This window comes from Acinetobacter sp. ANC 4470, from assembly GCF_002135335.1.
Lineage (GTDB): Bacteria > Pseudomonadota > Gammaproteobacteria > Pseudomonadales > Moraxellaceae > Acinetobacter.
The window spans coordinates 287,468-306,527 of record NZ_NEGC01000002.1 but is presented as its reverse complement, the minus strand read 5'-3'; the positions used below and the strand labels follow the sequence as shown (position 1 = coordinate 306,527).

Here is a 19,060-nt window from a genome sequence, read left to right as displayed (position 1 = left end):
ATGAATCATCCTCAAACATTAACAAAAATATCCTTTAATCCCATTGTTGATATGCAATTTAAAGGTTTGCACTGGATTGAAGCGTCGGCAGGTACAGGCAAAACCTTTACTTTATCCAGTTTGATGGTACGGATTTTTTTAGGCGCTTATTTGCCGAATCAGGTGATTGCGACCACTTTTACCCGCAAAGCTGCCGCAGAGCTCAAAAACCGCATTCGGCTACGTTTAGTTGAAACCTTACGCTATTTTGAAGCTTGTCAATCGCTCACTGAGGCTGAAATTCAAGCCAAAATTACAGGTGAAACAGATCCTTTATTGCAAAAGGTTTTGCAGGAATATGCTACACGTGTGGATTATGCGTGCGAGCGTTTAAAACTGGTGATTGATCAGCTGGATGAGCTGTTTGTCGGAACACTGGATAGTTTCAGTCAAAAGTTATTGCGTGAGTTTTCCTTTGAAAGTGGCAAAATTGAACGTGCCGATATTACCGATGATGCCAAAAGTTATACTCAGCAATTAATTCACGATGTCTTGCGTGAATGGATTCAACTGCAACCGCAAAATGTTGTTGATTATTTACTTTTAAATCAAAAGCTTAAGTCACAAGAAGCCTATATCCCTGTGGTGGAGAATACGCTGAATTTTGCTTCGGCACAGTTTCAGGAAGTTATATCTCCAGAACTGGATTTAACTCAGTTTGAACAGTTGGTCGATGATTTTATTCAGCTCGATTTAAGTCTGATCGCAACCTTAAGTGAATATTATCAGCCAGAAGGGCAATATCATACCGTAATTGGTAAAAAATGGCGTACTGATGGCTTAATGCAACGTACCTTGTGTGAGGATTTACCCACTTTTATTCAGGCTTTGGCTGGGCAAGGCAGCTATGCTTTATTTGCGCCACATTTCGAAAAAACACTAAAAAATCTAACCGATCTCGCCACTAAAAAAGTCTTAAATAAATGTGCTGAAGATGTGTTGAATCAGTTTGATCAGCATGTGCTGATTCAGAGCTTACGTCACTTTTGTGAAGCGTTGTCCAAACTTAGTGTAGATTTGGATGTACTGGATGCGTATTTAAAGTTTTATTTAAGCCGTGAAGTGAAAAAACGCTTACCGCAAGTGTTACAACAAAAAAGTGAAACCACATTCGCACAGCAAATTCGCACTTTGTCGGAAGCATTGCAAGGCGAACAAGGTTTACGTTTCGCCAAGTTTGTACAGGCGCATTATCCACTGATTTTGGTGGATGAATTTCAAGATACCAACCAAGATCAAGATGATATATTGGCGCGAGTCTGGCGTGATGCCAAACGTTATAGCCAAAGTTGTATGATTATGGTTGGCGATCCGAAACAAGCGATTTATGGTTTTCGCGGTGGCGACATGCTGACCTATAACAAAGCCCGTGCCGATGTATTGAGTAAGCAAGGTCAGGAATACAGCCTTAGACATAACCATCGTTCTGTTAACGTTTTGGTGGAAGCGGTAGATGCACTGTTTCAACGGCAAATGGATTTTGGCGAAGAGGTGATTTACAGTCCCGTTACAGCAGGTGTTCGTCCACATCCAGCACTGGTGGATGTGCATGGCGAAAATCATCAACCGCTACGCTGGCTATTATTGAATGATAAAAAAGATGAACCGATTCAGGTGGCATGGAAAATTCGCGACTTATTGAATCAGGGTATCGAAGAAAAACTTTATCTAGCAGAACAAACCAATCCTCGATATTTGATTGAAAATGACATCGCAATTTTATCGAAAAACCACGATGGTTTAGATAAAGCCCAATATGAATTGGAACGTTTAGGCATTCGGGTCAATCGCCCTTCAAAACGCAGTGTATTTGATCATCAAGTCGCCAAAGATGTCGGAGCATTACTCACTGCGATTATGCATCCTTATGATGAAGCTAAAATTAAACGTGCTTTATTGAGCAGATTATTAGGTTTTGATTTACAGCAGTTAATACAACTTGAAGCGCAAGCCGATGGCTTAAGTCAGTTTATTTATGACTTTGATTGCATCCGCGAAATGTGGTTGGAAAAAGGCTTTTTAACCGCTTGGCAATACGCTTTGAATTTATTCCACGTTTGGAAAAATGTGGTGGCAACACAAAGCCGAGATAATGAACGTACCGTGGTGAATTTACGCCATCTGACTGAATTACTCAGTCAGCACAGCGAACAATATCAAGGTGCACAAAAGCTCTATCACTGGTATTTGAAACAACTACAATCTCCAGCAGAACGTGAGTGGGAACTGGAGCGAAAACTGTCGAATGAGGCAGGCATTCAACTGATGACCATCCATCAGTCTAAAGGTTTAGAATTTAAAATTGTTTTTCTGCTCGGGGCAGATAAAGATTTCAGGGAAATGAATAAAACCTTGAACTTTTCCACCGTAGAGCATATTCATCCCGTGACGGGTAAAGTGGAATTACAGCGTGTAGTTGCAGTGAATGATAAAAACTTGCTCGAACAAAATGCGATTGATCAGCACAATGCACGCGCTGTCGCAGAGCAGCACCGACTCTGGTATGTGGCACTGACCCGGGCCAGTCACCGTGTCTATGCCATGTTGCAGGATCAAGAGAGTAAGTCTGTCAATGGTTTAGCGTTTTGGCGTGGACAAAATTTTATTCACGCTGCCAGTGCAGATGAGACTTTGTTGAATGAAAAGCCCATTCAGTTGAAGATTAAACAGCAACAACAACTCTTGCCTTTGCAAGCCTTAGCATTTCCAATGCAGCGTTTTTATCCACGTTCAAAAACCAGTTTTACTGCCTTGGCACAACATTTAACGCGTAAACAAGCGATTGATGCTTTGGCTGTGCATACTGAAAAAATGCTCAGTGCAGCAGATGAAATACATCTGATTGACGTTGTTGAAACAGTTTCCACAGAGTCATTGTTATGGATTAAACGTCAGTTTCCAATGGGAACGGTCGCGGGAACATTCCTGCATGAAATTTTTGAACATATTGATTTTAAAGATCAGCAAGATTGGGCTTTAGAGATTCGTCGTCGTTTTAAAAATGACTATCCGAGTTTATGGGCCGAACTTTCGGCAAAATATATGCAAGAGTTTCAGCAAGAAGATGAAGAACAGTTGATTGCTTGGATGAGTGAATGGTTACAGCAAGTTTTAGCCACGCCCTTACATCAAAAATTCAAGCTGGATCAGTTGACCGAGCATGAGCATTTAGCCGAATTCCCTTTTTATCTGTCATTGTCAGATCATGTTTTAGCGATCCAGCGGATTCATCAGTTATATGCAGAATATGGTATTGAAATGCTGGATTTTAATTCTGCAAACTCTGCACGCTATTTAACAGGATCGATTGATTTGGTTTATTTTGATGGTCAGCAATATCACATTGCTGATTATAAAAGTAATTTTTTAGGTACAGATCAGACACATTATGGTGCAACGGAAATTAAGCAAAGTATGTCACAAGCCAGTTATTGGTTGCAGGCAGGCTTATATCTGGTGGCTTTGCACCGTTATTTAGCGCTACAAATGCAGGATTATGACATTGAAAAGCATTTGGGTGGTGCAAGTTATTTGTATTTGCGTGGCATGAATGGGCAAGCGGAGCAAGGATTCTATCATTGGAAACCAAGTGCTGAATTTGTGCTGCGTCTTGATGCTATTTTGGGCTACTTTGCTGAAGATAAAACCAGCAAAATTGTCTAGTTGATAGAGATTAAGAGTTTTTAAACAATAAATTAGGCTGTGGGTAACTTTGAGGATAACTGTGTGGAAAATAAACAAATGAAAGATGATCAAAGCGCTGAATGGATCAGCACTTGGAGTCGGTTTATTCGCCAGAAGCCCTTTAGTCATGCGCCAAAGCACGAAAATAGCAACGACATTATTGAGCAAGTTCTGGAGGCAATTCAACAGGGCGACAGTTGTATTTCTGCAAGTTCGGAACAAGCTGAGACTTTAAATGATTTGGTGGTTTCAGTTGCCCATATTGAGCAACAGATTGCGCCGTTTGTTTTTGATGAACAGCGCTTGTATTTGTATCGTTATTGGGCTTTGGAACAGTCCTTAGCACAGCAAGTGGCACGTTTAAAACAGCAACACATAGCAGCGGTTGATATTTCGGCTTATCCCAATTTGCTGACTGATGAACATCAAATTCAAGCTTTAACCATGGTCGCCAAGCACGGGCTGAATATTATTACCGGTGGACCGGGGACAGGAAAAACCTATACTTTGGCACGGATTATTGCCGTGCTGAATCAAGCGATGCCCAATATTCGAATTGCGATGGCAGCACCGACTGGTAAAGCTGCACAACGGATGAAAGAAGCCCTACAAAATTCTTTGAATGATGAAAAACTTCAGGACTTGGTGACAGATGAGTTAAAGCAATTAAGCCCAGTTACCTTGCATCGTTTATTGGGCTTAGGGACAAATGCTCAGCCGCGGTTTCATGCTCAACAACCATTGCCTTACGATGTCATTGTGATTGATGAAGCTTCGATGTTGGATTTAAGCTTGGCGAATATGTTGTTGTCTGCTGTGCCAGATCATGCCCGTGTCATTTTATTGGGTGATGCGGATCAATTGGCAGCAGTCGATGTCGGCTCAGTACTTGCTGACCTGCAACAAGTTGCAGCTTTAGCCGAGAATCGCGTGAATTTGCGCACCAGTCGTCGTTTTAAGCAAGGTGCGTTGATTGGGCAAATGGCGCAATTTATTCAAGCACAACAACCGAATCAAAATAGTGCAGCAGTGCTTGCAAAGTTCGCTGAGCAAGTGGTTCCTGCGAGTGAAATCAAAAGCATCACACTGACAGCTGAAATGGAAGATCAGATTCAACTGGAATATTTGCCAATCAATATGTCTAAGCAATGGGATCGAACGCAGTATTACGACAAATTGATGCTCGGTTATCAGCATTATATTGATGTCCTAAAAAGTTATTTAACCGCCGATGAGCCTGAACTTTGCATAGCAAAAGTGGTCAAAGTTTTTGATGATTATCGAATTTTGACCGCGATTCGACATGGCGCTTTAGGGGTGTCACAGCTGAATATCCAAATTGAACAACGCTTACTCGATGCTTTATCACTGCATATGAGCAAGCAAGGGGATTGGTATGTCGGACGACCGGTAATGATGACCTATAATGATTACCAACTGGGTTTGTCCAATGGTGATATTGGAATTTGCTTTAAACTCAGTCGGGATGGTCAGTCACAATTCGAAGTGTATTTTCCCAGTTTAGAAAAATGGGTGCCTGCGACACGCTTACCGAAAAGTATTGAAACGGCCTTTGTACTCACCATCCATAAATCACAAGGTTCTGAGTTTACGCATGTTGCTGTAGTGTTAGATGAAGCTGCGAAAAATTTATTGAGTAAAGAATTGCTTTATACCGCCATCACCCGGGCAAAAAAGGTCGTAAGCTTACTCGCAGACCCAGATGCTTTATTGCAATCTTTGACTCTTCGAACCTCAAGAAAGAGTGGTTTGTTAGATAAAATTAATAATTTTCTAGATTGTTAATTAGAAATAAACAATTTCTGCTTTTGTACGAAATTGCTTACAGTGATTCAAGAAATTAGCGCATAGAGCTTTATGAGGGTTTTTGAGATGATGGCTTCACATAAAAAGCTCAACACGGATTGTTGGGTATAATCGCCATAACATAATAATAATGTCTTCAGACAGCGAACTTACAGTGAAGTAAGATAAAGAGGAAACTTACAGCCGCTAAGCCTTGTAGTTTTGGGAGAGACTACAGGGCTTTTTTATATCTAAAAAATATTTCGTTCATCCAAAAAACTTATTTAATCTGACACATTCAATCAAAGTCGCTGAGAACTAAACGCCATATTTAGGTAACACTCTTTTTTTGTAGCCAATCACTCTTGATGTGAGCTTAATTGCTGTATTTAAAATAATCTGGGGCGTTAAGTTTACATTATTAAAAAAAAGACTAATCAATGTACGTAAACGCTTACACTGAGATACGAAAAAGTCGACTTCTTTACATAATGCTTTATGGCAAAATCTATCACATAAGGACGTAATAAATTGATACATGGATTGTTTATTATAAAAACGCGGAATAGCGAACATTATGACTATAAATAAAACAAGAAGAACTAAAATATAAGAAACTACAGCGCAAAAAAAAGCCCAAGCTTAGCTTGGGCTTTTTTTTGTATGTCTGGTTTAAGTACTTAAACTAAATCGGTTTCTGTACGATCTGTTGCAAATAATGAACGACGTTGGTTTTTCGGGATTTTCGGACAGTTTGTAGAAATTTGATAGAGCGTTTTTGCGAGTACAGGCAAATGTGTACCGACCACAGATTTTCCTGTCGTTAACAGCGATACACTAATATCACGTTCTGGATCGGCCCAACATAAAATATTGGAAAAACCGATATGTCCAAAAGCTTGTCCCGTCATTGGTCCAAATAAACCGATCGGATTACTGCCTAACATGGGACCTAAGGCATAACGCATGGGGGCTAATAATGTTCGATCTAAGCTGAGACCTGATGTTGGTAATGTTGAGCGGAATACAGTTTTGGCACTCATAATTTGTTTGCCTTGGTATTCACCACCACTCAAGAGCATTTCAAAAAAACGCCCCACTTGCTCAGCACTGGTATAAATATTTCCAGCAGGACAAATGGTGTCCATAAAGCGAGTGTCATTGGTGACATCTACGGCGAGCTGTAAACCACCACCGAGTACACGATTGAGATAATGGTCTGTACCTAAACTTGGATGCATGCCTGTTGCATAATTTAAAGCAACATCTGCACGATATTCAGGTTTTAGACCATAGTTGAAATAGTCTAAGCCCATCGGCTTCTCAATCTGTTCATGCAAAAATTCTCGCACACTTTGTCCAGTTACGCGCTGAACAATTTCACCCAAAATATAGCCTGCGGTGACTGCGTGATAAGCAAGGTGATTACCGGAGGGTGAAACAGGTTTAGCTGCATAAAGAAGTTTTAAAAATTTTTCTTGGTCAAAAAGGAGCTCAGGTGTGACTTTGCTGTCAATGCGAGGAATACCACCGCGATGGGAGAGTAAATGGAAAATTGTGGCACGACGTTTACCATTCACACCATATTCAGGAATATAGTAGCTAATCGGATCCAGTAAATTCAGATCACCACGTTCATCTAGCATGTGGATCAACATTGCAGTAATCATTTTAGACGCTGAAAATAAACAAACAGGGGTATCAGGTGTACCGAGCTTGGCATCAATTGCTAAGCCATCAGGCGAGTTACCTTGCGCATAACCAATACTACGATTTAAAAGAATTTTCCCCTGACGACGTAAACATAAAGTGGCTAAAGGATAATTTCCTGTTTTATAAAGAGACTCGACACTGTGCCAAATTTTTTGAATTTGTCTTTCCGTCATTCCACCCAATTCAGCCGGAACTTCATCTTTAGCGCAAATCACTTGATTCAGGTCATTTGGCACATAACAGGTATTTGTTGATAAAATTTTCACATTCCCTCGCAATATTTTTTATTTTCTTTGGTCTTTGCTATCTGTTGAAAACAGACGGATGTTAGTTTGCCTATTTTAATCAACGCTGTCAGTTGCCGAATTGCCAGCGAACTTAAAACATTTTTGCAATCACCTGACTTTTCCCTTAAAATAACGCACTTGCTGTAGTGATGCACGGCAGTCAATTGAGTAATCAATTGATTTCTATCATACGTAATTTTTTAAGCATCTCGGAGAAATCGAATGGCTTTAACAAACGCAGATCGCGCAGAGATCGTTGCTAAATTTGCTCGCGCTGAAAACGACACTGGTTCACCTGAAGTACAAGTGGCTTTATTGACTGCTCAAATCAATGAATTACAAGGTCACTTTAAAGATCACAAACACGACCATCATAGCCGTCGTGGTCTTATCCGTATGGTTAACCAACGTCGTAAGCTTCTTGATTACCTTAAAGGTAAAGATGCTACTCGTTACAGCGCATTGATCGCTGCTTTAGGTTTACGTCGTTAATTCGATTAAACTTATTTTTCGGACTATTGCATTTTGAATGCTTTACGACTGGAAAAGAAAGTCTACCTAGCTTCGGTTAGGTATTGGGAAGGGGCGAATGTTTCGCTCCTTCTTTGTGTCTTAAATTGGTGTTTTTAAAAATCTGGTGAGGTCGGCTTCTAAGCTTTGTCATTTATAGTTACATGCGGTAATGTGAATGCCAAACCTTAGGGGTCTCCACTAGAATAAAATCGGGAAACAAAAATACATGTCGATGTTTAATATTATTCGTAAAGAATTCCAATATGGTCAACACACTGTTGTTTTAGAAACGGGTCGTGTTGCACGTCAAGCAAATACCGTTGTGATTACCATGGGCGGCGTAACAGTACTTGTTGCTATTGTTGCTCAACCAAAAGCAAAAGCAGGTCAAGACTTTTTCCCGCTAACAGTTAACTACCAAGAAAAACAATATGCAGCGGGTCGTATTCCGGGTGGTTATGGTAAACGTGAAGGTCGTCAGACTGAATCTGAAACTTTAATTTCTCGCCTAATTGACCGCCCAATTCGTCCGTTGTTCCCAGAAGGTTTCTATAACGAAATCCAAGTAACTGCATCTGTAATTTCATCTGACAAGACTATGGATGCTGACATTGCTGCAATGCTCGGTGCTTCAGCTGCAATGTCAATTGCGGGTGTTCCATTCCGTGGTCCAATCGCAGGCGCACGTGTTGGTTTAATCAACGGTGAATACATTCTTAACCCGAACCACGAACAATTGAAAGCAAGTGATCTTGATCTTGTGGTTGCTGGTACTGAAGCTGCAGTACTGATGGTTGAATCTGAAGCGAAAGAACTTTCAGAAGACCAAATGTTAGGTGCTGTGCTTTTTGGTCATGACGAAATGCAAATCGCGATTCAAGCGATTAAAGAATTTGCTGCAGCAGCGGGTGCAGTTGAATCAACTTGGGTTGCTCCAAGCAAAAATGAAGTGCTTCTTGCTCAATTAAAAGATGCATTTGAAGCTAAAATTTCTGAAGCATATACCATTGCTGTGAAACAAGACCGCTATGCTGCGCTTGATGCACTTTATGCTGAAGCAGTTGCTCAATTCGTTCCTGAAAATGACGAAACTGGCATTGCTGACGAAGTCAATGAACTCTTTGAAGACTTAAAATACCGTACTGTACGTGACAATATCTTGTCAGGTAAACCACGTATTGATGGTCGTGACACCACAACTGTTCGTGGTATTGATGTTCAAGTGGGCGTTTTAGGTCGTGCACATGGTTCTGCATTGTTTACACGTGGTGAAACTCAAGCGTTGGTTACAACGACTTTAGGTAATACACGTGATGCATTGATGGTTGATACTTTGTCAGGTACAAAAACTGACAACTTCATGTTGCATTACAACTTCCCTGCATACTCTGTAGGTGAAACAGGTCGTGAATCTGGTCCTAAACGTCGTGAAATTGGTCATGGTCGTTTGGCGCGTCGTGGTGTTCAAGCGGTGCTTCCACCTGCTGATCGCTTCCCGTATGTGATTCGTATCGTATCTGATATTACTGAATCTAACGGTTCATCTTCAATGGCTTCTGTATGTGGTGCTTCATTGTCACTTATGGATGCGGGTGTTCCATTGAAAGCACCAGTTGCGGGCATCGCAATGGGTCTAGTGAAAGAAGGCGAGCGTTTCGCAGTTCTTTCTGACATCTTAGGTGATGAAGATCATTTAGGTGACATGGACTTTAAAGTAGCCGGTTCTGCAAACGGTATTACTGCGCTTCAAATGGATATCAAGATTGAAGGTATCACTGAAGAAATCATGGAAGCTGCATTAAACCAAGCTTATGCTGGTCGTATGCACATCCTCAACGAAATGAACCAAGTGATTTCACGTGCGCGTCCTGAAATTTCGATGCATGCGCCGACATTCCAAGTGATCAATATTAACCCTGACAAGATTCGTGACGTGATTGGTAAAGGTGGTGCAACCATCCGTGCCATTACTGAAGAAACTAAAGCGGCAATTGATATTGAAGATAATGGTACAGTGCGCGTATTTGGTGAAACTAAAGCTGCTGCTGCTGCTGCGGTTGCAAAAATCCAAGCACTAACTGCTGAAATTGAGCCAGGTACAATTTACGTAGGTAAAGTCATTCGTATCGTTGAATTCGGTGCGTTTGTAAATATCATGCCAGGTACTGACGGTTTACTTCACATTTCTCAAATTTCTAACGAACGTATTGCCAATGTTGCAGACGTATTGAAAGAAGGTCAAGAAGTGAGAGTACAAGTTGCTGACGTTGATAACCGCGGTCGTATCAAGTTAACAATGAAAGACATCGAACAAGTATAATTGTTCCTCGTTTAAAAGAAGCCCGCCTCATGCGGGCTTTTTTTAATTGAAATGAGATAGGAATGAGTAAATAAAGATTTATCTTATTGCTTAAATTTTATGCTCAGCACATAATTTTATAACGGATAGATTGTAAGTTTTAGCTAAATTTCTATCGGGTAAACAACAATAAAGCACAGTAGAGAGCTGTTTTAATGCAAGTTTATTATTTTTACCAGCATCCAACAGAACATTATCTTTTTGTACAAAAAGAGCTTCATGCCGAAGCAGGGCTTGAGTTTTTATGGGTCGATTGCACACGGGAAGATGTGGTGAATCGTGCAGATGTATGGCAAAAAGAAATTTACGAGCATACCAATATTGCACTCAATGAATTCCATGTGAAAGATATTCTTAATTTAGAGCATCCGTGTGTATTTGATACCATGGATGATTATGACTTACTTATTTTTCGTAAACTCATTACGCCAGATGATGCGATAGTAGCAGGTGAGAAAGCACTCGAGCAGCATGAAAAATTCTTTGGTTTAGCCACCACACCGATTAGTTTTATGATTACGCCACAAGTCCTGATTACTGTACGTGAACAAGGTAACAAGGCGATTGAAAATTATATTTCACGGATGGAAACCATATTTACTCGTCCACTACCAGAGCAGAATAAACCCCGAAAACTCGCAGTTACACCGCTAGATTTAGCGCTACGCTTATTGAATAGTATGGTAGATGGTTATTTAGATTTACGAGTACCACTGACCCGTCGGGTTGAATTTTGGCAGCAAGAACTGCTCCAAGGTCACCGTCGGTTTACTAAATGGAATCAACTCTTACAAGAGAATATGGCGTTTCAACAAGTCGAAAATCTCTGTGAAGAGCAAGTTGATGCTTTACAAGAATTACGCGATGAAATTGTAGATAATTACTCACATCTAAAAGGCAAGAAAAAGTCTGAACGACAGGACATTATGCTGATCCGTGTGGATGATTTAGTCAGTCATATTGAGCGAATTCAGAAACATACTGTTCGTCTTCGTGCTTCTGTTCAAGCAGCAATGGACTTGCATTTTTCAGCAATTGCCAATCAAACCAATGAAAATATGCGCATTTTGGCCATTATTACCGCAATATTTGCACCGCTCACTTTACTGACGGGCGTCTATGGAATGAACTTTGAATTTATTCCGGGATTAAAGTCTCCCATCGGATTTTTGATTATGTTGTTGGTCATGCTCATCACCGCGGTATTGTTAGTTTATTATTTTTATCGTAGACATTTAGTCGGGCGTGGGGAAAAGAGCGTGATTGATATGTTGGCACAACAGCATAAAGATCAGCATATTAATTTATTGTGGTTTTTAGATTACGGACCAATTAAGCAACCCGTTAAGGAAATGATCAAGGAAGTTGAAAAGCTGACCAAGCTTAAATAGCAGTTCTTTTTTAGCAAAGGAACTTAACTTTTAAGCACAACTATAACGTCAGCTTAAACTGAAAATCAAAGGTGTTGATCTTTCTTAAATCTTAAGCAAGATCATCCGCTTGAGCATTTTTTGTCAGCATTTTATAGATTTCATCTTTCATTTTTAGTTTTTTACGCTTCATGGATTCAATATCGTCATTAATTAAATTGACTGGATTGAGTTCAAGCTGGATGATCTCTTTATCCAACTCTTGATGACTCTCAAATATTTTTGCAAAATGAGGGTCATCATGACGAAGTTTATGAATTAAGTCCTGATGTTCGGGAAACATTCGTTTAATCTTTTTATTAAATTCTTTCGTTTTCATAAGCCTAGATTATTCTCTCAATGTTGGTTTTTATGATAGAAATATCACCCCTATTATGGGGCGATATAGGGCAGTACGATTCGATTTTAAAGCCTCAATTAAGAGTCTTTGATATGGATGTGTTTAACTTGCTGGCGTAATTGTTGTACTTCATCAATTAAGTCGAGCATCATGGCGACCGCTGAAAAGCTGGCATCAAAGTCACGTTGTAAACGGTAAGCTCGGCGTGCACGAGAGACGTCATCACCAAAAAATTGATGAATTCGTTCTTCTGGACGTGTATCTAAAATATCGTATTCTAGAAGTTGTAAAACCCATTCAGGACTCTGTCCGCAGGCATCAGCAAAATGCTTTAAATCAAAACTATGATGCTCATCTATGACTTCGGCATGATTGAATCCATCACATATAATTTCACGATAATGAATAGTGGTCATGATTCTCTCCTTAAGCATTACGAGGCTTAAATTTTAAAAAGGCTTCCGCGAAAGCTTGATAAGCCTGCTGTTCATGTTCAGTTTGTGCCGTTGGGTACACAATATTTAAAACCAAAAATAGATGACCTGGTGTTTTACTTGGTATTCCTTTGTCTTTTAACCGTAACTGTTGACCTGTTTTTGCATTTTTAGGTAAATTCACTTGAACTTTACTTCCTGCAGGAGTCAATACTTCAATGCTTTGACCTAATGCCGCCTCCCAAGGTGCGACATTTGTAGTGTAATAAATATCGGCACCTTCAACTCGAATCTGCTCGGTGTCTTTATAGTGAATCTCAATATAAAGATCACCATTTTTACCGCCATTGATGCCAGTTTGACCTTGTCCCGCCAGACGGATTTGTTGACCCTCTTTCATGCCTTTAGGGATTTTGACCTGTAATGTTTTACGTTGAACTTCGGGTTCTCCATAAGCATTTAAAGTTGGAATTTGTAAGGTGATATTTTGGGTTGAGCCATGAAAAGCAATGTCTATATCGATCTCTATACTGGCGTGTTGGTCTTCACCTTTATAACTACGTTGTTGCTGCCTTTGTTGATTTTGATATTGATGATTTCCTCCACCAAAGCCAGAACCAAAGCGCCCAAAAAGATCTTCAAAACCACTAAAATCTGAATGCTGCTGATTAGATCCTTGACGATAATATTGCGTATGGTCAAAACCATCTGTTCCAGTGTGTTGGTCAGATTGATAAAAGGCTTCAGGATGATCCAACTGAAAATCGTATTCAGTTTTTTTTTGTTCATTACTTAAAGTGTCATAAGCCACATTAATGGCTTGCATGTTTTCCTCGGCATTCACTTCTTTGCTTACATCGGGATGGTATTTTCGAGCTAATTTTCGATAAGCCTTCTTGATTTGATCTGGCGTGGCATTACGCGTAATACCAAGAGTTTCATAATAATTTTTAGTCATAAATGGGAAGTTAAAATTGGTTGTGTTTTAATCATTATTATGCCTTTCATAAAATTGAAATAGTGTAGATCTGTACCTTATTGTTTCAAATTATGACAAAAAAAAGACTCCTTAAGTGGAGCCTTTTAGAATCATTAATAAGATCAATATTTAATCCACATTACGCTACGTCCAATCATTGAAACGCCAACATAACCGCACAGATTTAAATGTTTGCCACTTCCGTTAATTCGTGTTTTGCCCTGATAGTAATACGTTGCTTGAGCGGATGTGATGAGAGTGACTCAAGCTGAAGTAATGGAGTCTTTAAATTGATAATTTACATAAATCAGCATTGCTGCATTTGATTGATTCAATTTTTATGCCTTTAATTTTTAGATAAAAAAAAGAGCAGCTCATATAGCCACTCTTTTTTTACCAATTGAGCTTACATTAGCTGAGATGTCTGCCAAATAAGCCAAAGGCTTCTTCGGCAGTAAAGCTATATTGGGTGCTACAGAATTGGCAGTCCATGGTAATTGGATTTTGAAATTCTAGAGTTTCACGTACCGCCTCAACACCAATTTGGATCAGGGCATTGGCACAGCGGTCTTTCGAACAGGTACAACCAAACTTTAATTCTTCAGCGTCAGGTAAACGAACTTCCTCTTCATTATATAAACGATAGAGAATTTCTGAGGCATCGAGCTTCATTAGTTCTTCAGGTTTTAAGGTTTCAGTCAACAGGGTTAGACGAGGCCATAGGTCTTCATCGACACGTTGCTGCTCTTCTTCACTATTGCGCGGTAACAGTTGAATGAGTAAACCACCTGAGCATTCAGCGGTACTGGCCAACATGATTTTGGTTGGAATTTGTGCAGATAAATCGTAATACTGCATCAAACAAGCGGCTAAGGTGTCGTGCTCAAGTGCAATAATGCCTTGATAGCGTTCACCAAATTCAGGCTCAATATTAATAAAAAGGACAGGATTGACCAGTGCTTTGAAAACGGTGCTGCTGTTTTCTGCCTGAGCGAAGTGAGAATCTTCTTCATAATCTGCTGATGCACGTAATTCACCTAAATGATTACATTCCGCCATCGCCCATTTGAATGTACCAGCAGCTTGAATTTGAAGGCTAATACGACCTTTAATTTTAAGGGTACTGGCAAGCAATGCGGTGGCACTTAGCATTTCGCCCAAAAGCACTTGAATAGCTTGAGGATAGTCACGTTGGGCAAGAATCGTTTGTAGTACTTTTTCCAGATGTACCACTTCACCGCGAACTGGGCAATTTTCAATATAAAAGCGTTGACGTAATTCAGACATAAATTTCTCCAATAGCCCGTGTTAATGGTGTCTACATTATAAAACACAAGCTAGTTACTATCATCTCGTGTGACATCAATACGCGGATGCGCTAAGCCGCGTTGTAAATTGACGCCAGTGGGTTCTTGACGAATTTGAGCATCACTTTCAAATAAGTGTTCTAGCTCTGCTAAAGCATTACGATGGGTTTCATAGATCTTTTGCTCATCGGTATAAATACGTTGTTGCTGAATTAATAACTTTTCATCGTAATCACGGAACAATTCAATACTTTTATACGCATCTTCTTCACTAATATCCAATTCACGCAAGGCACGATAGGCCATACCGAGCGATGATAAATAGGTTTCACGCCAGATCTGTTCGACGCCTAAATCACGCAATAAATGGACATGATGACGATCACGTGCACGTACCAACAGTTTCAGATTCGGATAATTTAAACGAATATGCCGTGCCACGTTCATGGAATCTTCAATATCATCAATGGCTAAAACAAAAACTTTAGCATGTTGAATACCGGCAGAGCGCAAAATATCGGGTTGCGTGGCATCTCCATAATATAACCTACCACCATACTGACGCACGAAATCAACTTTTTCTAAGTTGCTGTCAATCGCGGTAAAGGATTGATGTTGTAAGTGGGCAATACGTGCAATGATTTGTCCAAAACGCCCAAATCCAGCAATGATCATCGGGTTATGAATATCTGGAATTTCATCATAGACAGGGGCTTTTTCTTTATCAACTAGTGGAATAATCCATGTGCTGATCAGCCAATACAGCATTGGCGTAAGTACCATTGACAGCGTAACAATAAGAGTCAAAGGTTCCAAAATAGCTTGGGTGATGACTTTTTCACTATTCGCAACTTTTAGCACCACAAAGGCAAATTCACCACCTTGAGATAAGCAGGTCGCAAGTAGCAAACTGTTATGCCATGAATATTTTAAATAACGGGCAATGGCAGTAAGCGTGATGCTTTTCACTAGGATTAAAATAAATGCCCCGCCAATAATCAGCCACGGCATATCAACTAAGAGTGATAATTGTGTGGTCATACCCACGGTCATAAAGAACAGACCGAGTAAAAGTCCTTTAAAGGGGGCAATACTGGCTTCTAGTTCATGTCGGAATTCTGAGTCTGCCAGTAATACTCCTGTTAAAAATGCGCCCAAAGTAGTGCTAATGCCGAGTACATCCATTAGCACTACAACGCCCAAGACAATAAATAGCCCCACAGCCGTAATCAGTTCATGTGCACCGCTTTTAGCGACAAAGCGAAAAAAGGGACGCATCATATAACGGCTAAATAAAAACAAACCTGTAAAGGTGGCAATAATTGCGGCGAAATAGGCAATGCCGTGATGGGTCGATTCGCTGCCTGCCAATAGTGGAATAATCGCCAGCAGGGGAATGGCAGCAATATCCTGAAACAGCAGCACAGAAAAAGATTGTTGCCCGAAGGTGGTATTGAGTTGTTGTTTTTCGGCCAGCAGTTGTAAAACAAAAGCCGTTGATGACAGCGCCAGTGCAGTACCAATGACAAAACTTGCAGCAAGGCTTTGTGATAAGGCAAAAAAGATGATGATGGCAAGAATAATACCGCTAATGCCGACTTGTAGGCTGCCCATCAAAAAGATGGATTTACGCATTTCCCAAAGCCGTTGTGGTCTTAGTTCTAGACCAATAATGAACATTAATAAAATAACACCAAATTCAGCCAACTCTTGGATGGATTCTGGGTCACTGGCAATATTGAATACACTGGGACCCAGTAAAATGCCTGTAAACAAATAACCGAGTACGGTGGCAATTCCGAAGCGTTTGGCTAAAGGTACCAAGAGTAAGGATGCACCAAGGAAAATCGTAATTTGTAACAGCAGCGACATCAGCCTGTCCTAAAACTTATTTTCATTTCAAAAAAATTAAGCCAAAAGTGAACTTTAATTTAGCTTAATTCCTGAGGGTCTATATCTAAGGTAAGTTTCATGCTTGAGGGCTTTTGATGCAACATATTTTGCCACCAAGCACGAATATAAAAGTGTAATCGGGCACGATCTTGTGATAGCAGCACCATATGCGCTTGATAACGTCCTGCTTTGCGCTCCATCGGTGCTGGAATGGGTCCCCAAATATCAATCAGGTTTTCTGAAACCTGCCTTAAGGCTTGGGCATGTTGTTGCAGGAATTCTTGGTTTTGTTCCTGACTTTTTGATTCACAGCGAATCAGTGCAGCATAGCGAAAAGGCGGTAATAAAGCCGCTCGACGTTCTTTTAAGGTCTGTTTGGCAAAATGATGATAATCCTCTTGGATTAATGTATTCAGTAGTGGGTGATCGGGTCTAAGTGTTTGTAAATACACTTCACCTTTGTGTTCGCCACGACCTGCACGACCCGCTACTTGAATAATCAATTGTGCGGTACGTTCTGTGGCGCGGAAATCGACACTGAGCAAGCCTGAATCAATATCTAAAATGGCAACTAAGGTTACGTAAGGGAAGTGGTGTCCTTTTGCCAACATTTGTGTGCCGAGCAAAATAATTGGTTCACTTTTTTGAATTTTGTCATAAATTTTTTGCCAGCTCCCCACGCGACTGGTGGAATCTCGGTCAACTCGTATGACATCAAATTTTGGAAATAACTGTTGTAAATGCTCTTCAACTTTTGCCGTTCCCAGACCAAGTGACTTGAGTTCTGTATGCTTACACTGCGGGCAATGATCTGGCATGCGGTGAATCGTACCGCAATGGTGACAATGTAAATGCTGATACGGTTGACGGTGTACGGTGAAATTGGCATCGCAGTGTGGGCATTTCGCCTGCCATGCACAACTTTCACAAATCAACACCGGTGCATAACCGCGTCGGTTTAAGAACACCAAAACTTGTTCTTTTTTATCGAGGCGCTTTTGCATTTCATCAATCAGGCTTTGGCTAATGCCATTTTGCTTTTGAGCAATTTTCAGATCAATCAGATGAATTTTGGGCATCACTGCCACACCTGCACGCTGGCTCAGTTCTAAACGGGTCATTTTGCCGGCATCCACCAGTGCATAACTGTCGATGCTTGGGGTGGCTGAACCTAAAATAATCGGACAGCTTTCTAAATGCGCACGATACATCGCGACATCACGTGCGTGATAGCGAAAACCTTCTTGTTGTTTAAAGGACAGGTCATGTTCTTCATCTAAAATGATTAAACCTAAATTGGGTAGTGGTGTGTAAATGGCAGAACGGGTGCCCAAAATAATCGAGGCTTTGCCTGTTTGCGCGGCTTGCCATGCTTGTAAGCGTTTGGAGTCATTTAGTCCTGAATGAAGTAACACGATATTGCCGTGGAAACGTGATTGAAAGCGGCTAATGGTTTGTGGCGTTAGACCAATTTCAGGCACCAACACCAACACTTGTTTGCCTTGTTTCAGTACCTCTTGCATGATCTGCAAATATACTTCAGTTTTACCACTACCGGTTAAGCCATCCAGTAAGAAGGCTTGATATTTTTTCTGTACTTTGAGGACGTGTTGAATCGCTTTCTTTTGCTCTTCATTGGCGGTTAAGGGCATTTGTGCCAGTGTCACAGGCTGTGGAGAAAAATCTTGCTGTTCTAACACACATTCCACAATGGCTTTTTTTTCTAAAGCTTTCAGTGTGGCTGTTTCTATACCGGCTAAATTTAAAATATTTTCTGTGGTTCCCGTTGGATGCAATTTGAGTATTTTATACGCCTCTTGTTGTTTTTCCGAACGGGTGACTTTTGCTTCGGCATGTAGGTCTAAAACATTCCACATGCGTGCCAATAAATTATACGGTTTGCCTTGGCGTAAAAAAGTCGGTAAGGCACTCTGAAACACCTCACCAATCGGGAATTGGTAATATTGCGCTGACCATGTCAATAAACTTAAAATTTTCTGATCTAAAATGGTCTGTTCATCAAGCAGTTCGGTAATGGCTTTGAGTTTAAAGCGTGGGTCAATCGGGGTGTTAGGGGTTAATTTTTCCACAATAATCCCGATCAGATTTTGTCGTCCAAACGATACTGCAACACGTGAGCCCACTTGGGCCTGTTGGTATTGTTCTGCACTTAGCATGTAATCAAAGCAGTCATATATATGCACGGGCACGGCAACACGAATGCGATAAATATTGGATGGAGTCGATGTTGTATTTGGCATAAATAAGGGTCAAAT

General features: G+C 40.5%; 12 protein-coding genes. 5 read left to right on the top strand and 7 right to left on the bottom strand.

What is annotated here, in order from left to right; all coding sequences use genetic code 11:
- Window positions 1–3,702, top strand: coding sequence for a UvrD-helicase domain-containing protein (locus B9T25_RS04580; RefSeq protein ID WP_086187292.1), 3,702 nt, complete (start codon window positions 1–3; stop codon window positions 3,700–3,702).
- Between the two features lie 63 nt (window positions 3,703–3,765).
- The gene (gene recD, locus B9T25_RS04575; protein WP_171262719.1) at window positions 3,766–5,529 is read left to right on the top strand and encodes an exodeoxyribonuclease V subunit alpha; all 1,764 of its coding nucleotides are present in this window, start codon (window positions 3,766–3,768) and stop codon (window positions 5,527–5,529) included.
- Between the two features lie 680 nt (window positions 5,530–6,209).
- Here recD and B9T25_RS04570 read toward each other — a convergent pair.
- Window positions 6,210–7,508: a serine hydrolase domain-containing protein gene (locus tag B9T25_RS04570; protein ID WP_086187290.1), complete on the bottom strand. Its 1,299-nt coding sequence runs from the start codon at window positions 7,506–7,508 to the stop codon at window positions 6,210–6,212.
- A gap of 243 nt (window positions 7,509–7,751) precedes the next feature.
- Here B9T25_RS04570 and rpsO point away from each other — a divergent pair, with 243 nt between their 5' ends.
- From rpsO to B9T25_RS04555, 3 genes are all read left to right on the top strand, one after another.
- A complete protein-coding gene (rpsO, locus tag B9T25_RS04565) occupies window positions 7,752–8,021 on the top strand; it encodes a 30S ribosomal protein S15 (RefSeq protein ID WP_004649994.1) in 270 nt (89 codons plus the stop codon).
- A gap of 253 nt (window positions 8,022–8,274) precedes the next feature.
- On the top strand, window positions 8,275–10,362 hold the full coding sequence (pnp, locus tag B9T25_RS04560; RefSeq protein ID WP_171262728.1) for a polyribonucleotide nucleotidyltransferase: 2,088 nt from the start codon (window positions 8,275–8,277) through the stop codon (window positions 10,360–10,362).
- Between the two features lie 194 nt (window positions 10,363–10,556).
- Window positions 10,557–11,792, top strand: a complete 1,236-nt coding sequence (locus tag B9T25_RS04555; protein ID WP_086187288.1) for a magnesium transporter CorA family protein — start codon at window positions 10,557–10,559, stop codon at window positions 11,790–11,792.
- A gap of 91 nt (window positions 11,793–11,883) precedes the next feature.
- Here the strand turns inward: B9T25_RS04555 and B9T25_RS04550 are convergent, their stop codons facing one another.
- The 6 genes from B9T25_RS04550 to B9T25_RS04525 form a co-directional block, all read right to left on the bottom strand.
- Window positions 11,884–12,150, bottom strand: a complete 267-nt coding sequence (locus B9T25_RS04550) for a YdcH family protein (RefSeq protein ID WP_086187287.1) — start codon at window positions 12,148–12,150, stop codon at window positions 11,884–11,886.
- Between the two features lie 98 nt (window positions 12,151–12,248).
- Window positions 12,249–12,587 (bottom strand): chaperone modulator CbpM, encoded by a 339-nt coding sequence (locus B9T25_RS04545; protein ID WP_086187286.1) that lies wholly within the window; start codon window positions 12,585–12,587, stop codon window positions 12,249–12,251.
- A 10-nt stretch (window positions 12,588–12,597) separates the two neighbouring features.
- Window positions 12,598–13,563, bottom strand: a complete 966-nt coding sequence (locus B9T25_RS04540; protein WP_086187285.1) for a DnaJ C-terminal domain-containing protein — start codon at window positions 13,561–13,563, stop codon at window positions 12,598–12,600.
- 432 nt (window positions 13,564–13,995) lie between these two features.
- Entirely contained in the window at window positions 13,996–14,871 is an 876-nt protein-coding gene (locus tag B9T25_RS04535; protein WP_086187284.1) for an Hsp33 family molecular chaperone HslO, read from the bottom strand.
- Window positions 14,872–14,921: 50 nt separating this feature from the next.
- Window positions 14,922–16,763 (bottom strand): monovalent cation:proton antiporter-2 (CPA2) family protein, encoded by a 1,842-nt coding sequence (locus tag B9T25_RS04530; RefSeq protein WP_086187283.1) that lies wholly within the window; start codon window positions 16,761–16,763, stop codon window positions 14,922–14,924.
- 59 nt (window positions 16,764–16,822) lie between these two features.
- On the bottom strand, window positions 16,823–19,045 hold the full coding sequence (locus tag B9T25_RS04525; protein WP_086187282.1) for a primosomal protein N': 2,223 nt from the start codon (window positions 19,043–19,045) through the stop codon (window positions 16,823–16,825).
- Between the last annotated feature and the right edge of the window lie 15 nt (window positions 19,046–19,060).